The following is a 21,680-nucleotide window of genomic DNA, read 5'->3' as shown; positions in this document are numbered from 1 at the left end:
GCCCGCGCGCCGCACGTCCGCCGGGGCGAGCACGCTCGCCCGCCTGCGGATCAGCGAGCAGGCGGCGCACGAGCTGTGCGACCAGGCGTCGCTGCGCGCGCAGGTCGTGACGCGCGAGGACCACGTGGCCGTGCGCTACGCGCTGCGGCCGCTGCGCCGCGGCCGCTGGCCCCTCGGCCCCCTGCTCGCGACGCGCGTCGACGCGTTCGGGCTCGTGAGCGCGACGCAGGAGCTCGGCGAGCCGACGTCCGTCGCCGTGTGGCCCCGGACGGTGCACCTGCCCGTGCGCGGCACGCGCGCGTTCGGGGAGCAGGAGCGCTCGACGACGGGCGCCCGCCTGTCCTCGAGCGACGACTCGGTCCTGCGCGACTACGTCACGGGCGACGACCCGCGCCGCGTGCACTGGGCGAGCGCCGCGCGCCACGGGCAGCTCATGGTCCGCGCCGACGAGAGCGCGAGCCTGCCGCCGGTCACCGTGCTCCTCGACCGCGGGCTGCTCCCCCACCCGGACGTCTCCCGCGGAGGGACCGCGCTGGCGGACGGCGAGTGGGCCGTCGAGTGCGCCGCGTCCGTCGGCGTCTCGCTCCTGCACGCCGGGCACCCGGTGCGGCTCGTCCCGACGTCCCTCGCGCCGGTGGTCGACACGTCCGGCTTCACGACCAACCGCGCGGGCGAGGGGCCCGCCGACATCCTCGACGCGACGGTCGACCTGCGCGGGCACCACGGGCTGTCCGACACCGACCGCGCGGCGGCCGCGACCGCCGAGGCGCTGCGTCCCGCGCGCCGACCCGGGGAGATCACCGTCGCGGTCGTCGGGCCGCTCGGCCCCGTCGCCCGGCACACCGTCGCCTCCCTCGCGGGCGACATGCTGCACTGGGCGCTCGTCGTCCGTCCGCGCACGTCGTCCTCGCAGCTCGCGGCGGCCCAGGAGACCGTGACCGCGCTGCGCGCGACCGGGTGGCACGTCGTCCTCGTGGAGGCCGGCACGCCGCTCGAGCGCGCGTGGGCGCTGCTCGTGGAGGGAGCACGATGACCGCGCCGCCTGCTCACGCCCGGGGACGCACCGGCCTGGGCGCACGCGTCCTGGCGACGACGGCGTGCGTGACCGTCGCCGTCGCCGCGTCGACCTTCGCGCTCGGCACGGTCATCGGGCCGGGCGAGTGGACCCGCACCGCGGTGCGGGTCCTCGTCGTCCTCGCGCTCGTCACGGGGCTGTCCCGGTACGCGCTCGAGCGCGCGTCGACGGGCCGCGGCGAGACGCTCGCGCCGCCCGCCGCGCTCCTGCCGTCGGCCGCGGGCCTCGTGGTCGGCGCGTGGGCGCTGCTCGGCCTGTACGGCGGGCCGACGGACCGCTTCTCCGCGCTCATCGGGCTGTCGAACGTGGAGCGTCTCGGCACACGCGTGCAGACGGCGCGCGAGCTGACGCTCGCCGAGGTCGCGCCCATCGACCCCAGCCTGCCCATCGAGCTGCTCGCCGTCGGCGGCGCGGTCGTCGTGTTCCTCGTCGCCGACCTGCTGGCAGGCGGGCTGCGCATGGGGGCCGGCGTCGGCGCTCCCCTCCTCGCCCTGTGGGTGCCCGGGCTGGTGCTCGTCGGCGACGTGCCGCCCGCGGCGTTCGTCCTCACGGTCACGGCCCTCGTGGTGCTCCTCGCGGTCGACAACCCCCACCGGGCGACGCGGCGAGCGCACGCGGCCGACGGCGCCGGTCGGCGCGCACCGGCGGGCGGGGCACGCGCGGCGACCGCGGTCGCCGCGGCGCTGGCCGTCGCGGTGGTCTCCCTCGGGGTCGGCTCGGCGAGCGCGACGCTGCCCGAGGTGGCGTCCTCGTCGTGGTCGCGCCTCTTCTCCTCGACGGGCAGCACCGTGCGGCTCTCGGACGACCTCGACATGCGCCGCGACCTCGCGGAGCGCTCCGACGAGGTCGTCCTGCGCTACCGCGTCGACGGCGCGGACGTCGGACCGCTGCGCGTCTTCACGCTCACCGGGTTCGACGGCACGAACTGGCGGCGCGGCACCGACCGCGACGGCGAGCCCGTCGAGGACGCCGAGCAGCTGCTGTGGCCGCAGGACGCGGGGCTCGACGAGCCCACCCGCATGGACCTCACGCTCGAGTCGCTGCGGGACACGAAGCTCCCCCTGCCCACCGAGCCGCGCACGCTCGACGCCGACGGCGACTGGCGGTACGACGCCGTGCGCGACGAGGTGGTGGGGAGCCGAGCGACCGGCGCCGGGACGTCGTACGCGGTGACGGTCTTCCCGCGGGCCCTCGACGCCGACGCGCTCCGCGCGGCGCAGGGCGAGGACCCCGACGACCCCAACTACGTGGACGTCCCCGCGTCGGAGCACGAGCAGGCGATCCGCGACCTCGCCGCGGAGGTGGTCCAGGGCGCGCAGTCGCGGTACGACCAGGCGCTGGCGCTCCAGACGTTCTTCCGCGACACGTCGACGTTCACCTACTCGACGCAGGTCCCGCCCGGGGACTCGGGCGACGCGGTGTGGGACTTCCTGCAGCACCGCACGGGCTACTGCGTGCAGTTCGCGACGTCGATGACCATGATGGCGCGCACGCTCGGCATCCCGGCACGGCTCGGCGTCGGCTTCCTGCCGGGCCAGCGCGGGGGCGACGGCGTCTACCAGGTGACCGGGCGCGACTCGCACGCGTGGCCCGAGCTCTACTTCCCGGGGCAGGGCTGGGTCCGGTTCGAGCCCACCCCCGCGCAGCAGACCGGGCCCGCTCCCCGCTGGGCGACGCCGACGGGCAGCACGGCCACCCCGGGCTTCCTCGCCCCGGACGACGCCCTGACCCCGGGCGCGGAGCCCACCCCGTCCGCCCCGGCCGTGCCCGCGCCGTCGGCCGAGGTCGACGGACCGGCGACGGGGACGACGGAGGGCTCAGGAAGCCCGTGGCTGCTCGTCGCGTCCCTGACGGTCCTGCTCGTGCTGGGCGGCGTCACGGCCTGGCTGCTGCTGCGCCGTCGGACGCGGGTCCACGCGCTCCGCGACGCCGAGGACGCCTGGCGCGAGCTGACGCGCCGACTCGCCGCGCTCGAGGTCGCGTGGCCGGCGTCGACGACACCGCGCGGGGTCCCGGCGCTCGTCGCGGCGACCGTACGCGCACGCTCCGGCGCGGACCTTCCCGACGAGACGGTCGAGGCGCTCGTCGCGCTCGCCACGGCGCTGGAGACGGAGCGCTACGCGCGCGCAGGACTGACGACGACCACGGAGTTCCGGGAGCTGGTCGACACCGCGGCGGCGGGGGTCGAGCGGTCGCTCAGCGGCCGCCCTGCTCGCGACGCCGATCCCACCGCTCTTCCAGTCGGCTGAGGAACGGCTTGCGCGCCGCCTGCTTCGCCGGCGCCGTCCGGACGCGGCCGTCGGCGCCGACGGTCCCGACCGGTCCCTTGCGCGACGGGCGCGGGGACTGGAAGACCAGCACCACGCCCGCGAACATGAGCACGAAGCCCACGACGCCGAGCCACGTCTGGGACGTGGCGGCGCCGAGGACGAGGAGCAGCAGGCCGCCGACCACGCCGACGCCTGCCAGGACGTAGCGCAGCACCGATCGCCGACGCGGTGCCTGGAACGTGTTCGCCAGCCGCGGGTCGTCCGAGGTGAGCGCTCGCTCCATCTGCTCCAATACCCGCTGCTCGTACTCAGACAGAGGCATGAGCACCCCGTTTCTTCGCGGTGGTCGAGTGTCTCCCTCAGGATAGTTCGACATCTGCGGGGGTGGTAGTCGAGCGCGACCGGCGCGGCCCCATCGCGATCGATCTCACCCCGAAGCGCCCCCGCACCGCGTCGACGGCCTGCTCGGCGCGACGGCGCGCCTCGCCGTGCTCGCCGACGGCCTCGTCGAGCGTGGGCTGCACGACCGCGCCCGCCCGGGGCTCCAGGCCCTCCGCGCGGACCCCGACGAGCCGCACCGCGAGGCCGTGCAGGTCCACGCCGGCCACGAGCTCCCGCGCCACGAGGTAGATCTCCCGGGCCACGTCCGTCGGCGCGCCGAGCGTGCGCGCCCGCGTCACGGTGCGGAAGTCGCTCGTGCGCACCTTGACGCTCACCGTCCGGGTGAGGACCCCCTGCTGCCGCAGCCGTGCGGCGCACCGGTCGGCGAGCTCGAGGACGCGCGCCTGCACGGCGTCGAGGTCGCGCAGGTCGTGCTCGAACGTCGTCTCCGCGCCGATCGAGCGCTCCGACCGCTCGGGCTGGACGGGCCGGGGGTCGCGCCCCCAGGCCAGGTCGTGCAGGTGCGCGCCGGCGACCTTGCCGACCGCCGCCTGGACGACGGCCACGTCGGTGTCCGCCAGCTCGGCCACCGTCCGGATGCCCCACCGCGCGAGGACCGCCTCCGTGCGCTCACCCACGCCCCACAGCGCGCCGACGGGGAGCGTCCGCAGGAACGCCACGGTCGAGGCGGCCGGGACGAGCAGCATGCCGTCGGGCTTGGCGTGCGTCGAGGCGAGCTTCGCGACGAACTTGGTCGTCGCGATCCCCACCGAGCACGTGATGCCGTGCTCGGCCTGGACGCGCCGGCGCAGGGCGGCGCCGATGGTGGTGGGCGGGCCGAGCCGGCGCCGCGCACCGCTCACGTCGAGGAACGCCTCGTCGACGCTCACCTGCTCGACGAGAGCCGTGATCTCGCCGAGGACCGCCATGACGGACCGCGACACCTCGTGGTAGCGCCGGTGGTCGGGCGGCACGACGATCGCCTGGGGGCACGCCCGCCGGGCGACCGCCATCGGCATCGCGGAGTGCACGCCGAAGGCGCGCGCCTCGTACGTGGCGGCGAGCACGACGCCGCGGTCCGCACCGCCCACGACGACCGGCCGTCCCCGCAGCTCCGGACGACGCGCCAGCTCGACCGACGCGAAGAACGCGTCCATGTCGACGTGGAGGATCGAGCAGCCCTCCTCGTCGCCGCCCCAGTCGCGACGGACGAGGGCCCGCGGCCCGCGGCTCATGGCCGGGACCGGGCGGGAGCCGGCGACGCCGCGCCGGTCACGAGGCGACCGTCCGCGGGCCCGGCACGCGGACGAACCCCGCGTCCGGGTCGACGAGCATCGCGACCTCGTCCCGGAAGTCCTCCGCGCACGCCATGAGCTCGTCGGCACGGCGCGGGTCGACGTCCGACCGGCCGGCGTCGACCGCCGCGCGCACGCGCGCGCCGCTCGCGAAGTACACCGACCAGGCCGCGAGGGACGGCTCGGCGTCGGCGAGCTGGTCCCAGACCGGGCGGGCGCGGCCCCGACGCTCCGTGCGCCCGCGCAGGGCGACGACCGCCGCCGCGGCGCGCAGCGCGCCGACGCGCCCCTCCGCGGTGTCGAGGTCGAACGAGTCCAGCGTCGTGCGGACGACGAACTCGAACAGGGGCTGGCGCCCGTCGACGAGCGCGCGCACCGCGTCCGGGCCGCGTGCCATGCGCAGCTCGCACGGGTCCATGCCGCTCGGCTCGACGGCGACGAACGTCTGCGCGTAGAAGCGCTGGTCCTCGCCGAACGCGCGCACCGCCGCCTTCTGCCCGGCGGCATCGCCGTCGAACGTGAAGATCACCTCGCCGCCGACCGTGGCCCCCGACGCGAGCTGCATGCCGCCGCCCGCGGTGGTGTCGCCGAGGAGGCGCCGGACGATGCGCGCGTGGTCGGTGCCGAACGCGGTGCCGCACGTCGCGACGGCGGTCGTCACGCCGGACAGGTGCGCCGCCATGACGTCGGTGTAGCCCTCGACGACCACGACCCGCTTCTGCTTGGCGATCTCGCGCTTCGCCTGGTCGATGCCGTACAGCACGTGGGACTTCTTGTAGAGCGACGTCTCGGGGGTGTTGAGGTACTTGGGCCCCTGGTCCTCCTCGTAGAGCCGCCGGGCGCCGAACCCGACGATCTCCCCCGTGACGTCGCGGATCGGCCACATGAGCCGGCCACGGAACCGGTCGTAGATCCCGCGCTGCCCCTGGCTCATGAGGCCCGACGCGACGAGCTCGGCCTGCGTGAAGCCGCGGCCCTGCAGGTGCCGCTGGAGGTTGTCCCACCCCGTGGGCGCGTACCCGACGCCGAAGCGCTCGGCGTCGGACCGGTCGAAGCTGCGCTCCGCGAGGAACGCGCGCGCCGCGGCCGCACCTGGGCCCATGAGCTGCTCGGCGTAGTACTGCGCGGCCACGCGGTGCGCCTCGAGCAGCCGCTGGCGCCGGCCGGGCTCCTCGCGCGGCCGTGGCGCGCCGCCCCCACGGCCGGACTCCTCGTAGCGCAGCTGGATGCCGACGCGGTCCGCGAGGTACTCGACGGCCTCCGTGAACGTCAGACCGTCGACCTTCTGCACGAACGAGATGACGTCGCCGCCCTCGCCGCAGCCGAAGCAGTGCCAGCGCCCGACCCCGGGCCGCACGTGGAACGACGGCGTGCGCTCGTCGTGGAACGGGCACAGGCCCTTCATCGACCCGACGCCCGCCGGCTTGAGGGTCACGTGCGCGGAGACGATCTCGTCGATCCGTGCGCGGTCGCGGACGGCGTCCACGTCCTCACGTCGGATCAGGCCTGCCACGAGGCGAGTCTAAGCGTCCGCGACCCCTCCGATGAGCGTGCTGCGCAACGCCTCACGCGAGGCGGCGCAGCGACGGGCGTAGGCCCCGGGCGTCGTCCGGGTCGCGCGGAGGAAGTCGGTGCCGAGGTGCGCCTGGTCGTAGTACCCGACCGCCGTGGCGAGCGCCGCGAGGTCCTGGTCGGGGTTGGCGGCGAGCAGGTCCGCGGCGAGGTGGACGCGGTGGCGCTGCAGCACCCACTTGGGGCTCACGCCGACGGTCGCGGCGAACAGCCGCTGCAGGGACCGCGGCGTCGAACCGGTCACCGCGGCGAGGTCGCCCACCCCGGCGCCCGGGGCGAGCTCGCCCGCCACGAGGGCGGCGAACGTGGCGCGCACGCGCTCGAGGTCGCGGACGGCCCGCGGAGTGCGGACGACGTCGGCGCGCGCCCGCAGCAGCTGCTCGACGACCGCGACCGCCGCGCGCTCGTCGCCACCGCCCGCGAGCGCCAGGGCGCGTCGTCCGACGTCGTCCGCGGCCGGCCCGAGGAACGACGACGCGGGGACCCGGACGCCCGGCTGCACCGCGTCCGCCGAGCCGAGCAGGACCCGGAACGCGCCCGGCCGGAGCTTCGTGCCGACGACGACGCCGGCGCCCGTGAGCGTGCGCTCGAACAGGCCCGGCGGGATCCCGTGGGCCGCGTAGCCCGACGCCTCGGCGACGACGTTCGCGACGGGGTGCGGCACGACGACCTGCGTGAAGCGTTCCTCGGGCGGCAGGTCCCAGCGCACGACCCAGTGCCGCTCGACGAGGTCGGCGAGGTCGGGCGCCGGGTCGAGGCGCTCGAGCGCGAACCCGCGCCGCGCGGCGGCGGGGTCGACGAGACCGCGCAGGGAGGTCGTGGCCCGGTCTTCGCCGCCCCGACCACCGCGCCCGTCCTCCGGATCGAACACCTGTCGCATTCCTCCAAGACTGGCACCGGGCGCCGACACGAGCATGGTGCCACCCGGGGCGGTCCCGGGAGCGGTGCGCCGCCGGACGGGCGGGCGCGCCGCAGCACGGAGGAGGACACCATGGAGATGTCGGCGCTGCACCCCAACGTCACGGTGAGCGGGGCGCGCGAGGCGATCGCGTTCTACGAGGCCGCGCTCGGCGCCGAGGTGATCGACACGATCACCGCCGGGGACGCCGTGATCCACTCCGACCTGCGCCTGCGATCCGCCGCGGGGACGTCGACGTTCACCGTCGCGGAGGCGTTCCCGCCAGACTCGGTCGCGCCGGAGCCGGGCGCCCCGACGCACGCGTCGTTCAGCGTCCCGGTCGAGGACACCGACGCCGCGTGGTCCCGAGCGGTGGAGGCAGGAGCGACGTCGCTCGCGGACCCCGCGGACTGGTTCGAGGGCTTCCGGCAGGCCGCGGTCCGCGACCCGTTCGGCCACCGCTGGTACTTCGTCACGGTCGCCGCGTCGGTGACGCCCGAGGACGTGCAGCGCGCGAGCGACGCCTGGACGGCCGAGCGCGCCGACGCCTGAGGCGTCAGGCGCGAGGCCGCACCAGGCGCGCGTGCAGCTGCATCGCCGACACGTCGGTGAGCGACGCGACCTGGTCGACGACCACGCGCAGACGCGCGGCGTCGTCGGCCGCGGCCTCCCAGTCCGCCGCGAACGACGGCTCGAGCGCGATCGGCGCGCGGTCGGCGAGGACGTGCACGAGGTCGGCGATCAGCTCGCGCTGGCGCTGGTACAGCGGCTCCTGCTCGCGCGGCGCCATGACGTACGCGACGGCGATGCCCTTGAGCACGAGGATCTCCGCGACCGTCTCGTCGGGCACGACGAGACGGGCGGCGTACCGCGTGAGCGGGCCGTCGCCGTAGACGGCGCGCGTGGCGTCCTGGGCGGCGCCCGTGAACCGGCCGATGAGCTGGCTCGTCGCGTCCTTGAGCGCCGACAGGGCGCGGCGCGACCCGTCGAAGCCGGTGAGGAGGTGGCCCGTCTTCTGCAGGCGGTCGATCGCGGCGTCGAGCGCGGCCTCGTCCTGCGCCGTGCCGTACCAGGCGTGCACGGCGCGCACGACGCGGTCGCGCTCGTCCGCGTCGTCGAGCACGGCCAGCTCGATGCGGCCGCCCACGACGGCGTCCTCCACGTCGTGCACCGAGTAGGAGACGTCGTCGGCGAGGTCCATGACCTGCGCCTCGAGGCACTTGACCTGGCTCGGCGCGCCGGCGCGGAGCCAGTCGAACGCCGGGCGGTCGTCCTCGTAGACGCCGAACTTGTGCGTCGCGCGACCGTCCGCGCGGGTCGGCCCCTCCCCCGCGCCCCACGGGTACTTGACGCTCGCGTCGAGGCTCGCGCGCGTGAGGTTGAGCCCGACGGCGCGGCCGTCGTCGGTCACGACCTTCGGCTCGAGCCGGGTCAGCAGGCGCAGCGTCTGCGCGTTGCCCTCGAAGCCGCCGATGTCCACGGCGAGGTCCGCGAGCGCCCGCTCGCCGTTGTGGCCGAACGGCGGGTGCCCGAGGTCGTGCGCGAGGCACGCGGTGTCGACGATGTCGGGGTCGCACCCGAGCGCCTTGCCGATCTCCCGGCCCACCTGGGCGACCTCGAGCGTGTGCGTGAGGCGCGTGCGCACGAAGTCGTCGCTGCCGGGCCCGAGCACCTGGGTCTTGGCGCCGAGCCGCCGGAGCGCGGACGAGTGGACGATGCGTGCGCGGTCGCGCTCGAACGGGCTGCGCGCGCGGGACTTGGGGGGCTCGACGTACCACCGCTCGGTGTCGGCGTCGGTGTACGACGCCGTCCCCTCCTCGCCCGGGGCCGGCCGCGGGACGGTCCCCACCACGGACGGGTCGAACGCGCCCTGCTCGAAGGTCTGCACGGGGTCAGCGTAGCGAGGCGGGAGGCGGCGTCGGTCCTGCCGCGCAGGGCTGTGGACCGCCGACGGGTACGGGAGCGTCGGCGCGCGTACCCTCACGGCATGAGCGCCACGCACGCGCTGGAGCTGCGGGTCGTCACCGTCGACGGCGTCGTCGAGGTCGTGCCGTACGTCGACGGGCGGTCCCTCGTCGCGCTCGTCGGTGCCGTGGAGTCGGCCAAGGGGTACTCGCCGGCGGGTGGGTACGGAGGTCTCGTCCCGGCGCTCTTCCGGTTCGGGCCGGCCGAGCGGCAGTGGTACGGGCGCGGACGCTGGCCGTCGGGCGGGCGGGCGTGGGTGCTCTCGTGCGACTGCCACGAGGCGGGCTGCTGGCCGTTCGAGGTGGCGGTCCGCGCCGACGAGCGGACGGTCCGCTGGGAGGACCCGACGCAGCCGTACCGGCCGGACTGGGACTACTCGTCCCTCGGGACCTTGGTGTTCGACCGCGCCGAGTACGACGCGGCGGTCGCCCGGGTGGCGCACCTCTTCCTGTGACACCTCGTGCCCCGGCCGCGGGTCACGCCAGGCGCCACACCCCGACGGCGGGGCCGTCTCCCCCGAGCGCCCACGCGCCGTCGTGCACGGACAGGTCGAGGCCGCCGTGCAGGCGCTCGGCCTCGAGGGCGCCGCCCACGACCGCGGGGTGGAGCCGGACGCCCGGCCACGGGGCCCGGGCGACGGCGACGAGCACGCGCTCGTCCGGCGTCTCGCGCAGGTAGACGAGCGCGTCGTCGTCGACGTGGACCCAGCGCATGCCGCCGCGGCGCAGCGCCGGGGCGTCCCGGCGGACGCCGACGAGCGACCGGTACACGTCGAACGTCGCGGCGTCCCAGCGGTCCGGGAAGTCCCACGGCATCGTGGCGCGCGCGTGCTCGCCGTTGATCCCGGTGAGCCCGACCTCGTCGCCGGCGAAGACGACGGGCGTGCCCGGGTAGGTCATGAGGAGGGTCACGGCGACCTCGACGAGGTCGAGCGACCCGACGATCGAGCGCAGGCGCGGGGTGTCGTGCGAGCCGAGCATGTTCCACTGCGCCGCGGTGACGCGCCACGGGACGGCGGCGTCGAACTCGCGCATCGTCTCGACGACGGAGCGCCCTCCGCGTCGCGGCGTGCGCACCGGCAGCCCGAGGTACGGCACGGCCGAGTCCTCGGGCGACAACCACGTCCACACGGGCCGCGTGAACGCCGAGTAGTTCATGTTGGCGTGCCAGCCGTCGCCGGCGAGGTCGTCCGAGGCGTCGTGGAAGTGCTCGGCGACGAGACCGGCGTCGGGGTCGATCGCACGCATCGTCGCGCGTAGCGTGCGCGCGATCTCGTGCGTGCGGTCCTCGGCGCCGTACCGGCCCGTCATGTTCGCGACGTCGATGCGCCAGCCGTCGAGGCCGAACGGCTCGCGCAGGTAGCGTCCGACGACGGAGTCCGGCCCGGCGATCATGCGCGCGGCGAGCTCGCGCGAGCCGTACGACAGCTTGGGCAGCGACGCGTGCTCGAGCCAGCCGACGTAGCCGGGCTCGTCGTCGGTCCAGTAGTAGAAGTCGTGCTCCGGCGCGTGCTCGTCCGCCCGCGCCCGGGCGAACCACTCGTGACCGGACCCGGTGTGGTTCGTCGTGAGGTCGCCCATGACGCGCAGGCCGCGTGCGTGCGCGGCACGGATCAGGGACGCGTACGCCTCGTCCCCGCCGAGGAGCGGGTCGACGCGGTCGAACGTCGCGGCGTCGTACCGGTGGTTCGACCGGCCGGGGAACACGGGTGTCGTGTACAGCGTGGAGACGCCGAGGGCGACGAGGTGGTCCAGCCGCTCCTCGATCCCCGCGAGGTCACCGCCGTAGTACTGCACGCCGACGTCGGGGCCCGAGCCGTGCGGCTCGTCGTCCCACGCCGCCGGGACCGCCCACGACGGCAGCGGCCGGGCGCCCGCCGCCGCGGAGCGCGCGAACCGGTCCGGGAACACCTGGTACACGACGCCGTCGGACAGCCACGCGGGCGCCGGGTCGTGCACGGTGAGCCGGAAGTCCGCGGCGTCGGGCACGTCGCGGTCCCAGGTGCCGCGCCCGTTGAGCCAGCGGTAGCCGCTGCGCCCGTCCGGGCCGGGCACGTCGAGGAAGAACCGGTAGCGCGTCACCGGGTTGTGCACGAGCACGTCCGCGACGTACCAGTCCTCGTGCTCGTCCGACCGGTCGAGGCGCGCGGGCGCCATGCGGGGCTCGCCGTCGCGCACGGTGCGCAGCCACACGTCCCGCACGCCCGTCCCGCGCGGCACGCGCACACGGACCGGGACGGTGTCCCCGAGGGACGGCGTGCCCTCGGGGACGTACAGCGCTGAGCCGTCGTGGTGCGCCGGGGCGGCGGGCGCGGCGGCGTCGGGGCGACCGGGTGCGCGGTGGCGGGGCACCGGCTCAGCCCTTGACGGCGCCGGCGGTGAGCCCGCCGACGATGTACTTCTGCAGGTACAGGAACAGGGCGAGCACGGGCAGCGCCGAGATGACCGCGCCAGCCGTGAACAGGCCCCAGTTCGCCTCGCGCAGCGACGACACCCAGCCGTACAGGCCGACGGCGATCGTCCAGCTGCTCTCCGAGGACAGCACGATGCGCGCGATGATGAACTCCCCGAACGTGCTGATGAACGACAGCAGCGCGACGACCGCGAGGATCGGGGCCACGAGGCGCAGGATGATCGTCCAGTAGATCTGCGCGTGGGTGGCGCCGTCGAGCTTGGCCGCCTCGTCGAGCTCGCGCGGCACGGTGTTGAAGAACCCGTACATGAGGAACGTGTTCACGCCGAGCGCGCCGCCGAGGTACACGGCGATGAGCGCGAGCTTGCTGTTGAGCCCGAGCGCCGGGACGACGTCCCCCAGGCCGAGCAGGAGCAGGAATATCGCCACGAACGCGAGCATCTGCGGGAACATCTGCAGCACGAGCAGCGAGGTGAGCCCCGCGCGGCGCCCGGCGAACCGGAAGCGCGAGAACGCGTACGCGGCGGCCGCACCCATGAGCACGGTCCCGACGGACGTCGCGACGGCGATGACGAGCGTGTTGAGCACCCACGTCCAGAACATCGTCGTGCCGAGCTGGGCGTAGTTCGCCGTGCTGACGTCGGAGAACAGCTGGTTCGACCCCGTGAGCGTGCCGCCCTCCGAGAGCGACGCCGAGAGCACGTACACGAGCGGGAACGCGGCGTAGACGACCGCGACGACGCCGACGAGGTGGCGCCAGCCGAGCTCGGAGAACCAGCGGCCGGGGCGGCGGCGCCGCCGGTCCGGGATGCCGGCGGCGGGCCGGTCGGCCACGGCGGGAGGGGCTGCGGTGGTCGCCATGTCAGCTGATCTCCTCGAACTTGCGGGTGGCGCGGAACGCGAGGGCCGAGATGGTCCCGACGATGAGGAACACGACGATCGACAGCGCGCTGGCGAGACCGAAGTCCTTCGGCGCCGAGCCGTCCACGCCGGAGATCGAGTAGACCATCGAGATGAGGATGTCGGTGTGCCCGAGCGGCACCGAGGCGTCGGCGAAGCGCGGCCCGCCGCCGGTGAGCATGTAGATGAGCGTGAAGTTGTTGAAGTTGAAGGCGAACGACGAGATGAGCAGCGGCGCCGTCGCGACGAGGAGCAGCGGCAGCGTGACCGACCGCCACGTGCGCCAGCGCCCGGCGCCGTCGATCTTCGCCGCCTCCATGACGTCCGCCGGCAGCGACTGCAGCGCACCCGTGCAGATGAGGAACATGTAGGGGAAGCCCAGCCACAGGTTCACGCCCAGCACCGCCAGCTTGGCGAGCCACGGGTCGGTGAGCCACGGGATCTCGGCGCCGCCGAGCAGCACGGAGTTGACGAACCCGAACCGCGTGTTGAGCAGGCCGGACCACAGGAGCGCGGCGAGGAAGCCCGGGATCGCGTACGGCAGGATCATGAGCGTGCGGTAGAACCGGCGGCCGCGCATGCGCTGGTCGTTGAAGGTGATCGCGAGGAACAGGCCGAGCAGGAACGTCGTCGCGACCGAGCCGACCGCGAACACGAACGTCCACAGCAGGATCTTGAGGAACGGCTCCGCGTAGCGGCTGTCGCCGAACGCCGTCGCGAAGTTGTCGAACCCGACCGGCACGCGCCAGCCGACCGCGAGCGTCGAGCCGTCCTCGGCCTCGAACTGCCCCTGGTCGTTCGGCGTGTAGACGGTCCCGGTCGTCGTGTCCGTCATGGTGTCCGCGGCCTCGTCGTACTCGAGCACCGACGTGTACACGTAGCCCGTCCGTGCGTCGGTCGTGCGGATCGACCCGTCCTCCGGGTCGTCCGAGACCGGGACGCGCAGCTCGTTGACCTCGCCCTGGCGCTGGAGCACCTGGTCGCGCGGCAGCACCGTGTACCCGGGGACCTCGGTGACGCGGTCGCCGTCGACGGTCGCACCGTCGGCGACCGTGAGCGGGCTGTCGGCGGTGCCCACCTCGACGTCGCCGTCCTCCGTGACGACGGCGAACCCGAGCGCGTCGCCGTCCGCCACGACCGTCAGCGGCGACGACGGCGAGCCCTCGACGCGCCGCTCGTTCTGCACGAGGAGCGCGGAGACGGCCTGCTCCTTGGTCGTGTTGTGCCCGGTGCCGTAGTTGGTGAACGCGACGTACCCGGTGTAGGCGACGACGAAGATCTGGTAGACGAGGAGGAAGACCAGTCCCGGCAGGATGTACTTCATCGGCAGCGCGCGCCGCGAGAAGTACGCCCAGTTCGCCGCGACGAGGAGAGCGAGCGTCGCCGCGAGGACGCCGTACGAGTCCGCCTGCCAGGCGGACCACACGACGTAGACGCCGAACGCGTCGACGACGGCCATGAGCACGAGCTTCGCGACGAAGCCGGGGCCGTAGTCGCGGGCGTGGGACGCGTCCCGCGGGCGCTCGCGCCCGGGGCGCGGGTCCTCGGCGCCGGGGACGCCGACGCCCGTGGCGTCGGCCGTGGTCTGAGGGGCGGACATCGTCGGTGGCCTCCGTGGTCGTCCGACGCGGCGGCGGCGCCGCGTCACAGGGTCGTGCACCGCCCCGCGTCGGCGGGGCGGCGACCGCGAGGCGTCGTCGGGCGCGGGGTCCTCCGCGCGCCCGACGACGCCGCTGCCGGTCAGGAGTCGATCGCGCCCTGGATGTCGGCGATCATCTTGTCCCACGTCGCCACCGGGTCGGCCCCGCTGACGATCGCGGCCTCGGTCACGCCCCAGAAGCTCCACACGGACGCCATCTCCGGGATGGACGGCATCGGCAGCGCCTCGGCACCGACCGCGCGGAAGCCGGCCACGATCGGGTCCTCCGCCGCGGCGGCGTCGGCGGCCGCCGTCAGCGCGGGCAGGCGGTTGCCCGCCTCGTACAGCGCGAGCTGCGCGTCCTCGCTCGACAGGAAGTTGACGAGGAAGTCGTTCGCGACGATCGCGTTCTCGCTCTCGGCGCTCAGGTAGAAGCCCTGCACGCCCACGAACGGCTGCGCGGGCTGGCCGCCGGCCGACGGGATCGGATCGATCGACAGGTCCAGGCCCTCGAAGGACTCGATCATCCACGGGCCACCGACGATGAACGGCGACTGGCCGTTCTTGAACGCCTCGACGGCGATGTCGTACGTGGTGTCCTGGCTGAGGACGCCCGCGGCGCCCTGGGCGCCGAGCCACTGCGCGTAGGCCTGGCCCTCCGGGCCGCCCATCGCGAGCTCGGACGAGTAGCTGCCGTCCTCGTTCTGGGTGAAGACGGGCGCGCCGAACGACGTCTGGAGCGGGTAGTGCGTGTACGGGTCGCCCTTGTCGCCGTCCGACTGGACGAGGATCGGGAACTGCGTGCCGGCGGCCTGGCCGGCCGCGACCGCGTCGTCCCACGTGGCGGGCGCCTCGGCCGCGAGCGCCGTGTTGCGGATGAGGGCGATGTTCTCGATCGCGTACGGCAGGCCGTAGACCTGGCCGTCCTGCGTGAACGCCTCGATCGACACGGTCTCGAAGTCGCCGGCCTTGTCGCCGAGCTCGAGCGGCGCGACGACGCCGTTCGTCGTCAGCTCGCCGAGCCAGTCGTGCGCTCCGACGGTGATGTCGGGGCCCTCGCCCGTGGGGACCTGGGCGAGGAAGTCCGCGCGGATGTCCTCGAAGTTCTTCAGGACGACCTCGACGGACGTCCCGGTCTCCTCCTCGAACGATGCCGCGGCCGCGGTGACGGCGTCCTGGCGGGTCTCGTCGACCCACACGGTCAGCGAGCCGCTGGCCGACCCGCTCTCCTGCGGCTCCGTGGTGGTCTCCTCGCCGCTCTCGCCGGACGAGCAGGCCGCGAGGGCGAGCGTCGTGGTCAGCGCGGCGGCTAGAAGGATGCTCCGTCGCATCAGGGGCACTCCAAGCGTGTGAAATGGCGGCCCGCGCCGGTGCCGGGCCCTGGTGCGACGACCGTAGAGGGGCGGCTAGCGTTTTCGCAAGCCGTTGCGGTAACTTTCATGCAACACGTTCCAGGGCGTCCCTGACGCGCCCACCGCCTCCCCGGACGACGCCGGCGCGCGCAGCACAGGCACGCCGCCCACCGCCCGGAAGACCAGGACGAGGAGGTCCGGTGTCCCCTACGCTTCCCCACGTGCGCACCCGTCTCAGCGATCTCGCCGCGCAGGCCGGCGTCTCCACGGCGACGGTCTCGCGCGTCCTCAACGGGAAGCCGGGTGTCGCGAGCGAGACACGGCAGGCCGTCCTCGCCGCGCTCGACGTGCTGGGCTACGAGCGCCCCTCGACGCTGCGCACCCGGTCGGCCGGGCTCATCGGGCTCGTCGTGCCGGAGCTCACCAACCCCGTCTTCCCGGCGTTCGCCCAGACCATCGAGTCGCAGCTCTCCGAGCACGGGTACACGCCGTTGCTGTGCACGCAGTCACCGGGCGGCACGACGGAGGACGACTACGTCGAGATGCTCATGGACCACGCGGTCGACGGCATCGTCTTCGTGTCCGGTCTCCACGCCGACACCCAGGCGGGCCACGAGCGCTACGAGCGGCTGCGCAGCCGCGGCATCCCGATCGTGCTCGTCAACGGGTACGCGGCGGGCATCGACGCGCCGTTCGTCTCGCCGGACGACGTGGCGAGCGTCGAGCTCTCGGTGCGCCACCTCGTCTCGCTCGGGCACCGGCGCATCGGCCTGGCGATCGGCCCCCAGCGGTTCGTCCCGGCGCAGCGCAAGGTCGCGGGCTTCCTCGAGGCGCTCGTGCGCCACGGGCTGGCCGAGGACGCCGACGCCGCGCGCGAGCACCTCGTGACCACGCTCTACACGGTCGAGGGCGGCCAGGCGGCGGGCGGCGAGCTCATCGACACCGGCCACACCGCGATCGTGTGCGGCTCCGACCTCATGGCCCTCGGGGCGATCCGTGCCGCGCGCGCCCGCGGGCTCCGCGTGCCGGACGACGTGTCGGTGGTCGGCTACGACGACTCGCCGCTCATCGGCTTCACCGACCCGCCGCTGACGACCGTGCGCCAGCCCGTGGCCGCCATGGCGCACGCGGCGATCAGCGCGCTGCTCACCGAGATCCAGGGTGGCCGCGCACCGCGCACGGAGCTGCTCTTCCAGACCGAGCTGATCGTCCGGGACTCGACCGGGGCGGCCCCCGCACGCACGGTCGACGCCGAGGCCGGACCGGCCACCGCCTGACCCGCTCCGCCGCCGCGCGCCCGCGCGCGGCATCCTGGACGTGGGCCCCGCGTCCCCCACCCGCGCCGGCACCGGTCGTGGAGCCGGCGCTCCTGACCGCACCATCCCCGAAGAATCACGTGAGGACTCCAGACCCGATGTCTCGTACCGATTCGACCCTGCTCGCGACCACGGCCCCCGCGGACGCCGGCGCGCTCCTCGCCCCCGGCGAGCTCGTGCACGCCGGACCGGGCGAGGCGCCCGAGTGGTGGCGCGACGCGGTGATCTACCAGGTCTACCCGCGCTCGTTCGCCGACGGCGACGGCGACGGGATCGGCGACCTGCCGGGCATCACGTCGAAGCTCGACCACCTCGCCGAGCTCGGGGTCGACGCCGTGTGGCTCAGCCCGTTCTACCGCTCCCCCCAGAAGGACGCCGGCTACGACGTCGCCGACTACCGCGACGTCGACCCGCTGTTCGGCACGCTCGCCGACCTCGACGAGCTGCTCGCCAAGGCGCACGCCCGCGGCATCCGCGTGGTCGTCGACCTCGTGCCCAACCACACCTCCGACCAGCACGCGTGGTTCCAGGCCGCGCTGGCCGCCCCGGAGGGCTCGCCCGAGCGCGCCCGCTACATCTTCCGCGAGGGCAGGGGCGAGAACGGCGAGCTGCCGCCGAACAACTGGCAGTCGATCTTCGGCGGGCCGGCGTGGACGCGCGTGACGGCCGGTGCCGGCGCCCGCCCCGTGACCGGCGCGGCCGACGAGGTGCCCGGCCAGTGGTACCTGCACCTGTTCGACTCCTCGCAGCCCGACCTCGACTGGGAGAACCCCGAGGTGCGGTCCGAGTTCGAGGACGTCCTGCGCTTCTGGCTCGACAAGGGCGTGGACGGCTTCCGCATCGACGTCGCGCACGGCATGGTCAAGGCCCCGGGCCTGCCCGACTGGGACGGCACGGTCTCCATGGTCGAGGGCACGGAGACCACCGACAGCGCCGAGGACGCCGAGGACGTCGTCGACCCCGGTGCGCCCGAGGACGGTTCGACGGGCGCCGGCAACTCCGGGCCGATGTTCGACCAGGACGGCGTGCACGAGATCTACCGCGACTGGCACCAGGTCCTCGCGCAGTACGACGGCGACCGCGCCCTCGTCGCCGAGGCCTGGGTCGAGCCGCTGTCGCGCCTCGCCCGGTACGTCCGCCCGGACGAGATGCACCAGGCGTTCAACTTCTCGTTCCTCACGACCGCGTGGTCGGCCGCGCCGCTGCGCACCGTGATCGCCGCGTCGCTGCGCGCGAACGACGAGGTCGGGGCACCCACGACGTGGGTCCTGTCCAACCACGACGTCGTGCGCCACGCCTCGCGCCTGGGGCTCGAGAACCCGAGCCTGCGGCCCAACGGGATCTTCGCGCACGAGCCGCAGCCCGACGAGGAGCTCGGCCTGCGCCGCGCGCGTGCCGCGTCGCTCCTCATGCTCGGCCTGCCCGGGTCGTCGTACCTGTACCAGGGCGAGGAGCTCGGGCTGCCCGAGCACACCGCGCTGCCCGACGACGTCCGCGAGGACCCGGCGTTCTTCCGCACCCAGGGCGCCGAGGCCGGCCGCGACGGCTGCCGCGTGCCGCTCCCCTGGCACGCCGACGCCCCGGGCTACGGCTTCGGCCCGTCCGGGAAGACGTGGCTGCCGCAGCCGGAGTCGTACGCCCGCTACGCGGCGGACGCCCAGCGGGGCGTCGCGGGGTCGACGTACGAGACGTACCGGGCGGCGCTCGCCACGCGCCGGGCCGAGCGGCTCGGCAGCGGCACGCTCGCGTGGGTCGACGCCTTCGCCGACTCGCCCGACGTCGTCGCGTTCCGCAACCGCGACGTCGTCGTGCTCGCGAACCTCGGCACCGAGCCGGTCGTGCTCCCGCACGGCGTCGAGGTGCTGGCCGAGTCCGGCCCGGTCGTCACCGACCGCTCGGCCGACCCGCAGGTGCGCGTCCCGTCCGACACGACGGTCTGGCTCCGCGCGCTCTGACGCCGGCTCTCACGACGACGGCCGGGCACCCGCGGGGGTGCCCGGCCGTCCGTCGCGCAGCCGGTCAATGGCCGGCCGCGCGTCACGGCTGGATGCCGTAGTGCTCACGGACCTCGGACATCGCCGGCGTGCCGTTGAACCCCACCGTCGTGGGCCCCACCGCGATGCTCCCGTCCTGCGACTCGAAGGAGAGAACGGGACCTGACGCGTCATCGATCTCCGCCGACGCCGCATAGGTGCGCAGGACGTCCTCCATGACGGCCACGGTCTCAGCTTCCGTCGTCGCCGTGACCGTGACGCTGCCCTTCTCCCACGAGTTCCCGAAGCTCCGGCGGCACTCGAACTGGGCCGCACTCACCCCGTCGACCGACAGCGTGATCGCCTCCATCGTCTCCTCGCAGGCGCTCTCCGCACCGCCACCGGTCCCGCACCCTGCGAGCGTCGCCGCTGCTGCGAGCGCAACTGCGGCCAGCGACCACCCGCCGGCCGCCGCCTCCCTCGTCACCCCGGCGTCCCTCGTCCCTGAAAAGGCAGATGCGGGTGTCACGGCTGGATGCCGTAGTGCTCACGGACCTCGGACATCGCGGGCGTACCGTTGAACCCGAGGAGTCCGGGTCCGACCCTGATCTCGCCGTCCTCGCTGACGAAGACGAGCACAGGCCCCGACGCGTCGTCGACTTCGGCGGACGTCGCGAAGGCGCGCAGGGCGTCCTCCATGACCGCCACCGCCTGCTCCTGCGTGCTGGCGGTGACCGTGACCGTGCCCGACTCACCCGAGTCGCCGAAGCTGCGGCGGCACTCGAAGTCGACCGCGATCACACCGTCCACGGACGCCGACAGCGACTCCCACATCTCCTCGCAGTCACGCTCCGCACCGGCACCGATCCCGCACCCCGCGAGCATCGCTGCCGCTGCGAACGCCACCGCGGCCAGCGAACCGCCGGGCGGCGGCCGCTCCCCTCGTCACCCCGGTGTCGCTCGCTCCAGGAGACGCCGATGCGGGGGTCACGGCTGGATGCCGTAGTGCTCGCGGACCTCGTACATCGCGGGCGCGCCGTTGAACCCGAGCAGTCCGGGGCCGACGGTGACGCTGTCGTCCTCGGTGGCGACGACGAGATTGAGGACCGACGCGTCGTCGACGTCCGGTGACGCCGCGTACGCCCGAAGCGTGGCCTCCATCATCGCCACCGCCTCGTCCTGCGTCGTCGCGGCGACTGTGACCTTGCCCTTCTGCCCCGAGTCGCCGAAGCTGCGGCGGCACTCGAAGTCGGCCGCCGTCACGCCGTCCACGGACTCGGACAGCGACTCCCACATCTGCTCGCAGTCGCGCTCCGCACCGGCACCGGTCCCGCACCCTACGAGCGTCGCTGCGACGACGAGCACTGCTGCACCGACCCGGGCCCCGCCGACATCCCACCGCATCCGTGCCACGTCGTCAGTCCTCTCGTCCCACGGTGATGTCCACCGCGCTCGTGTTCTGAGCAGTGCCGCCGAGGAACCCGTCCCGCCGCAGCTGCTCCTCGTACGCGGCGAGGCCCGGGTCAGCACTCCGGCTGATCGACGCGCTGTACTGCTCGTGCGAGTGGTTCGTCACCGCGTCGTACCACGGCCCCGGGTTCGGCAGCGTCACCGTGGTGTGCTGCGGACCGGCCTGATCCGAGAAGCTCGGGAGCCCGGGAAGGATTGGGAGCGCCGGACTCGCAGGGTTCGGCACGTAGAGGCTGTCCTCCATGTCGAGTCGCGGGACGACATCCGTCGTGTGCTGCATCTCGAGCACCGAGACGCGCGGGTCGAGGTGCTCGCTGTCGATCGGCGAGCCGAACGTCATCGCGTTCGTCACGTTGTACCGCGAGACGAAGTCGGGGTCGGACGTGAGGTCCGCGACGGTCATGCCGCCCTGCGAGTGCCCGACGAGCATCACCTGGGCGCCGTCGGGGATGTCCGCATTGCGCATGGCGAGCTCGACGGCCTCCGTCATGGTCGACGTCCCGCCGCCCGCCGTGACGAGGTTGCCCGTGAGGTCCATGGGGTTCGACCCGGCGCTCGGGTTCCACGGCTGCGTCCCTGGGATGCTCACGACGACGCGCGGGCCCTCCGGCGTCTCCACCGTCGTGACACGCACGACGCCGTCGCCGGCGTTGTACGCGTCCGTGACGCTCGCCGTGAGGTCGTCGAGGCTGTCGGGCACCCGCAGCTCCCCGTCGCCGTCAGCGGTGGTTCCTGCGCCCGGTACGGTACGGGGCTGGCCGGCCACCGCGTCGCCGTCGTCGAAGAGATTCGCCTCGTCGCCGGTGACGGTCGTCCACAGCGCGCCGCCGAACGCGCCGACCGTGCGGATCTGCGACGCCACGACCTCCGTCGTGCGCGGCCACTCGCCGTCGAGGAGCGCGCCGCCCGTCGCGTCCCAGAACTGCCCGGCCGCGTCGCCGACGTTGAGCCAGTCGTCCGACGTCGCGTCCCACCAGTCCCCGACGCCGTCGAGCACGTCGCCGCCCGCGTCCCACAGGTCCTCGCCGCGGTCGCGCAGCCAGTCGACGTCCGGCAGCTCGCGGACCAGCCGGTCGATCGACGTGTTCTTGTGCTCCTGACCGCTGCGGAACCAGCCCGTGTTGGTCGGCCCCCAGTCGGTGAGGAGCAGCGGGCCCGGCGG

18 protein-coding genes and 1 pseudogene are annotated in these 21,680 nt (G+C 74.3%); 6 read left to right on the top strand and 13 right to left on the bottom strand.

The window, feature by feature from the left end; genetic code table 11:
* Both JZ5iCDA_RS07180 and JZ5iCDA_RS07175 read left to right on the top strand, forming a co-directional pair.
* Positions 1–1,033, top strand: a 1,033-nt coding sequence (locus tag JZ5iCDA_RS07180) for a DUF58 domain-containing protein (RefSeq protein ID WP_069386544.1), incomplete at its 5' end; no start/stop codon positions are given.
* 68 nt (positions 1,034–1,101) lie between these two features.
* Positions 1,102–3,324 (top strand): transglutaminaseTgpA domain-containing protein, encoded by a 2,223-nt coding sequence (locus JZ5iCDA_RS07175; RefSeq protein WP_069386543.1) that lies wholly within the window; start codon positions 1,102–1,104, stop codon positions 3,322–3,324.
* On the opposite strand, the gene JZ5iCDA_RS07170 is transcribed toward JZ5iCDA_RS07175, so the two are convergent.
* From JZ5iCDA_RS07170 to JZ5iCDA_RS07155, 4 genes and pseudogenes are all read right to left on the bottom strand, one after another.
* Positions 3,272–3,667, bottom strand: coding sequence for a DUF3040 domain-containing protein (locus JZ5iCDA_RS07170; RefSeq protein ID WP_069386549.1), 396 nt, complete (start codon positions 3,665–3,667; stop codon positions 3,272–3,274). The two genes, JZ5iCDA_RS07175 and JZ5iCDA_RS07170, sit on opposite strands and share 53 nt — an antisense overlap.
* 37 nt (positions 3,668–3,704) lie before the next feature.
* Positions 3,705–4,961, bottom strand: coding sequence for a DNA polymerase IV (locus tag JZ5iCDA_RS07165; protein WP_069386542.1), 1,257 nt, complete (start codon positions 4,959–4,961; stop codon positions 3,705–3,707).
* A 163-nt stretch (positions 4,962–5,124) separates the two neighbouring features.
* A pseudogene (gene dnaG / locus JZ5iCDA_RS07160) lies at positions 5,125–6,534 on the bottom strand (DNA primase); the annotation flags it as partial.
* Positions 6,535–6,543: 9 nt separating this feature from the next.
* Entirely contained in the window at positions 6,544–7,464 is a 921-nt protein-coding gene (locus tag JZ5iCDA_RS07155) for an AraC family transcriptional regulator (protein WP_069386541.1), read from the bottom strand.
* Between the two features lie 120 nt (positions 7,465–7,584).
* Here JZ5iCDA_RS07155 and JZ5iCDA_RS07150 point away from each other — a divergent pair, with 120 nt between their 5' ends.
* Complete coding sequence (locus JZ5iCDA_RS07150; RefSeq protein ID WP_069386540.1) at positions 7,585–8,043, top strand: VOC family protein; 459 nt, start codon at positions 7,585–7,587, stop codon at positions 8,041–8,043.
* Positions 8,044–8,047: 4 nt separating this feature from the next.
* Here the strand turns inward: JZ5iCDA_RS07150 and JZ5iCDA_RS07145 are convergent, their stop codons facing one another.
* Positions 8,048–9,340 carry a deoxyguanosinetriphosphate triphosphohydrolase gene (locus JZ5iCDA_RS07145; protein ID WP_069386548.1) on the bottom strand — a complete coding sequence of 431 codons (1,293 nt, stop codon included), beginning with the start codon at positions 9,338–9,340 and terminating at the stop codon, positions 8,048–8,050.
* A gap of 138 nt (positions 9,341–9,478) precedes the next feature.
* On the opposite strand from JZ5iCDA_RS07145, the gene JZ5iCDA_RS07140 reads away from it, so the two are divergent.
* Positions 9,479–9,910: a hypothetical protein gene (locus JZ5iCDA_RS07140; protein ID WP_069386539.1), complete on the top strand. Its 432-nt coding sequence runs from the start codon at positions 9,479–9,481 to the stop codon at positions 9,908–9,910.
* A gap of 22 nt (positions 9,911–9,932) precedes the next feature.
* Here the strand turns inward: JZ5iCDA_RS07140 and JZ5iCDA_RS07135 are convergent, their stop codons facing one another.
* The 4 genes from JZ5iCDA_RS07135 to JZ5iCDA_RS07120 form a co-directional block, all read right to left on the bottom strand.
* Positions 9,933–11,807 carry a glycoside hydrolase family 13 protein gene (locus JZ5iCDA_RS07135; RefSeq protein WP_069386538.1) on the bottom strand — a complete coding sequence of 625 codons (1,875 nt, stop codon included), beginning with the start codon at positions 11,805–11,807 and terminating at the stop codon, positions 9,933–9,935.
* A gap of 4 nt (positions 11,808–11,811) precedes the next feature.
* Positions 11,812–12,729, bottom strand: coding sequence for a sugar ABC transporter permease (locus JZ5iCDA_RS07130; RefSeq protein ID WP_069386537.1), 918 nt, complete (start codon positions 12,727–12,729; stop codon positions 11,812–11,814).
* Position 12,730: 1 nt separating this feature from the next.
* Positions 12,731–14,368, bottom strand: a complete 1,638-nt coding sequence (locus JZ5iCDA_RS07125) for an ABC transporter permease subunit (RefSeq protein ID WP_069386536.1) — start codon at positions 14,366–14,368, stop codon at positions 12,731–12,733.
* Positions 14,369–14,508: 140 nt separating this feature from the next.
* Positions 14,509–15,738, bottom strand: coding sequence for a sugar ABC transporter substrate-binding protein (locus tag JZ5iCDA_RS07120; RefSeq protein ID WP_069386535.1), 1,230 nt, complete (start codon positions 15,736–15,738; stop codon positions 14,509–14,511).
* A gap of 242 nt (positions 15,739–15,980) precedes the next feature.
* Here JZ5iCDA_RS07120 and JZ5iCDA_RS07115 point away from each other — a divergent pair, with 242 nt between their 5' ends.
* A complete protein-coding gene (locus JZ5iCDA_RS07115; protein ID WP_253181996.1) occupies positions 15,981–17,036 on the top strand; it encodes a LacI family DNA-binding transcriptional regulator in 1,056 nt (351 codons plus the stop codon).
* 137 nt (positions 17,037–17,173) lie between these two features.
* The gene (locus tag JZ5iCDA_RS07110; RefSeq protein WP_083259756.1) at positions 17,174–19,030 is read left to right on the top strand and encodes a glycoside hydrolase family 13 protein; all 1,857 of its coding nucleotides are present in this window, start codon (positions 17,174–17,176) and stop codon (positions 19,028–19,030) included.
* 82 nt (positions 19,031–19,112) lie between these two features.
* Here the strand turns inward: JZ5iCDA_RS07110 and JZ5iCDA_RS07105 are convergent, their stop codons facing one another.
* The 4 genes from JZ5iCDA_RS07105 to JZ5iCDA_RS20060 all read right to left on the bottom strand — a co-directional run.
* Positions 19,113–19,535 (bottom strand): hypothetical protein, encoded by a 423-nt coding sequence (locus tag JZ5iCDA_RS07105; RefSeq protein WP_083259755.1) that lies wholly within the window; start codon positions 19,533–19,535, stop codon positions 19,113–19,115.
* Between the two features lie 38 nt (positions 19,536–19,573).
* A complete protein-coding gene (locus JZ5iCDA_RS07100; RefSeq protein WP_069386533.1) occupies positions 19,574–19,954 on the bottom strand; it encodes a hypothetical protein in 381 nt (126 codons plus the stop codon).
* Positions 19,955–20,035: 81 nt separating this feature from the next.
* Complete coding sequence (locus JZ5iCDA_RS07095; RefSeq protein WP_083259754.1) at positions 20,036–20,413, bottom strand: hypothetical protein; 378 nt, start codon at positions 20,411–20,413, stop codon at positions 20,036–20,038.
* Positions 20,414–20,465: 52 nt separating this feature from the next.
* On the bottom strand, positions 20,466–21,680 hold a 1,215-nt coding region (locus JZ5iCDA_RS20060; RefSeq protein ID WP_069386532.1), incomplete at its 5' end, for a hypothetical protein.

Origin of the sequence: Cellulosimicrobium cellulans (assembly GCF_001722485.1) — a bacterium.
Classification (GTDB): domain Bacteria; phylum Actinomycetota; class Actinomycetes; order Actinomycetales; family Cellulomonadaceae; genus Cellulosimicrobium; species Cellulosimicrobium cellulans_A.
This window is presented reverse-complemented; position numbering and strand designations above follow the sequence as displayed.

Bases quoted from the DNA above. Each gene is read 5' to 3' on its own strand.
- JZ5iCDA_RS07120 (WP_069386535.1), bottom strand. From the start codon at position 15,738: ATGCGACGGAGCATCCTTCTAGCCGCCGCGCTGACCACGACGCTCGCC.
- JZ5iCDA_RS07125 (WP_069386536.1), bottom strand. From the start codon at position 14,368: ATGTCCGCCCCTCAGACCACGGCCGACGCCACGGGCGTCGGCGTCCCC.
- JZ5iCDA_RS07170 (WP_069386549.1), bottom strand. From the start codon at position 3,667: ATGCCTCTGTCTGAGTACGAGCAGCGGGTATTGGAGCAGATGGAGCGA.
- JZ5iCDA_RS07165 (WP_069386542.1), bottom strand. From the start codon at position 4,961: ATGAGCCGCGGGCCGCGGGCCCTCGTCCGTCGCGACTGGGGCGGCGAC.
- JZ5iCDA_RS07150 (WP_069386540.1), top strand. From the start codon at position 7,585: ATGGAGATGTCGGCGCTGCACCCCAACGTCACGGTGAGCGGGGCGCGC.
- JZ5iCDA_RS07140 (WP_069386539.1), top strand. From the start codon at position 9,479: ATGAGCGCCACGCACGCGCTGGAGCTGCGGGTCGTCACCGTCGACGGC.
- JZ5iCDA_RS07130 (WP_069386537.1), bottom strand. From the start codon at position 12,729: ATGGCGACCACCGCAGCCCCTCCCGCCGTGGCCGACCGGCCCGCCGCC.
- JZ5iCDA_RS07110 (WP_083259756.1), top strand. From the start codon at position 17,174: ATGTCTCGTACCGATTCGACCCTGCTCGCGACCACGGCCCCCGCGGAC.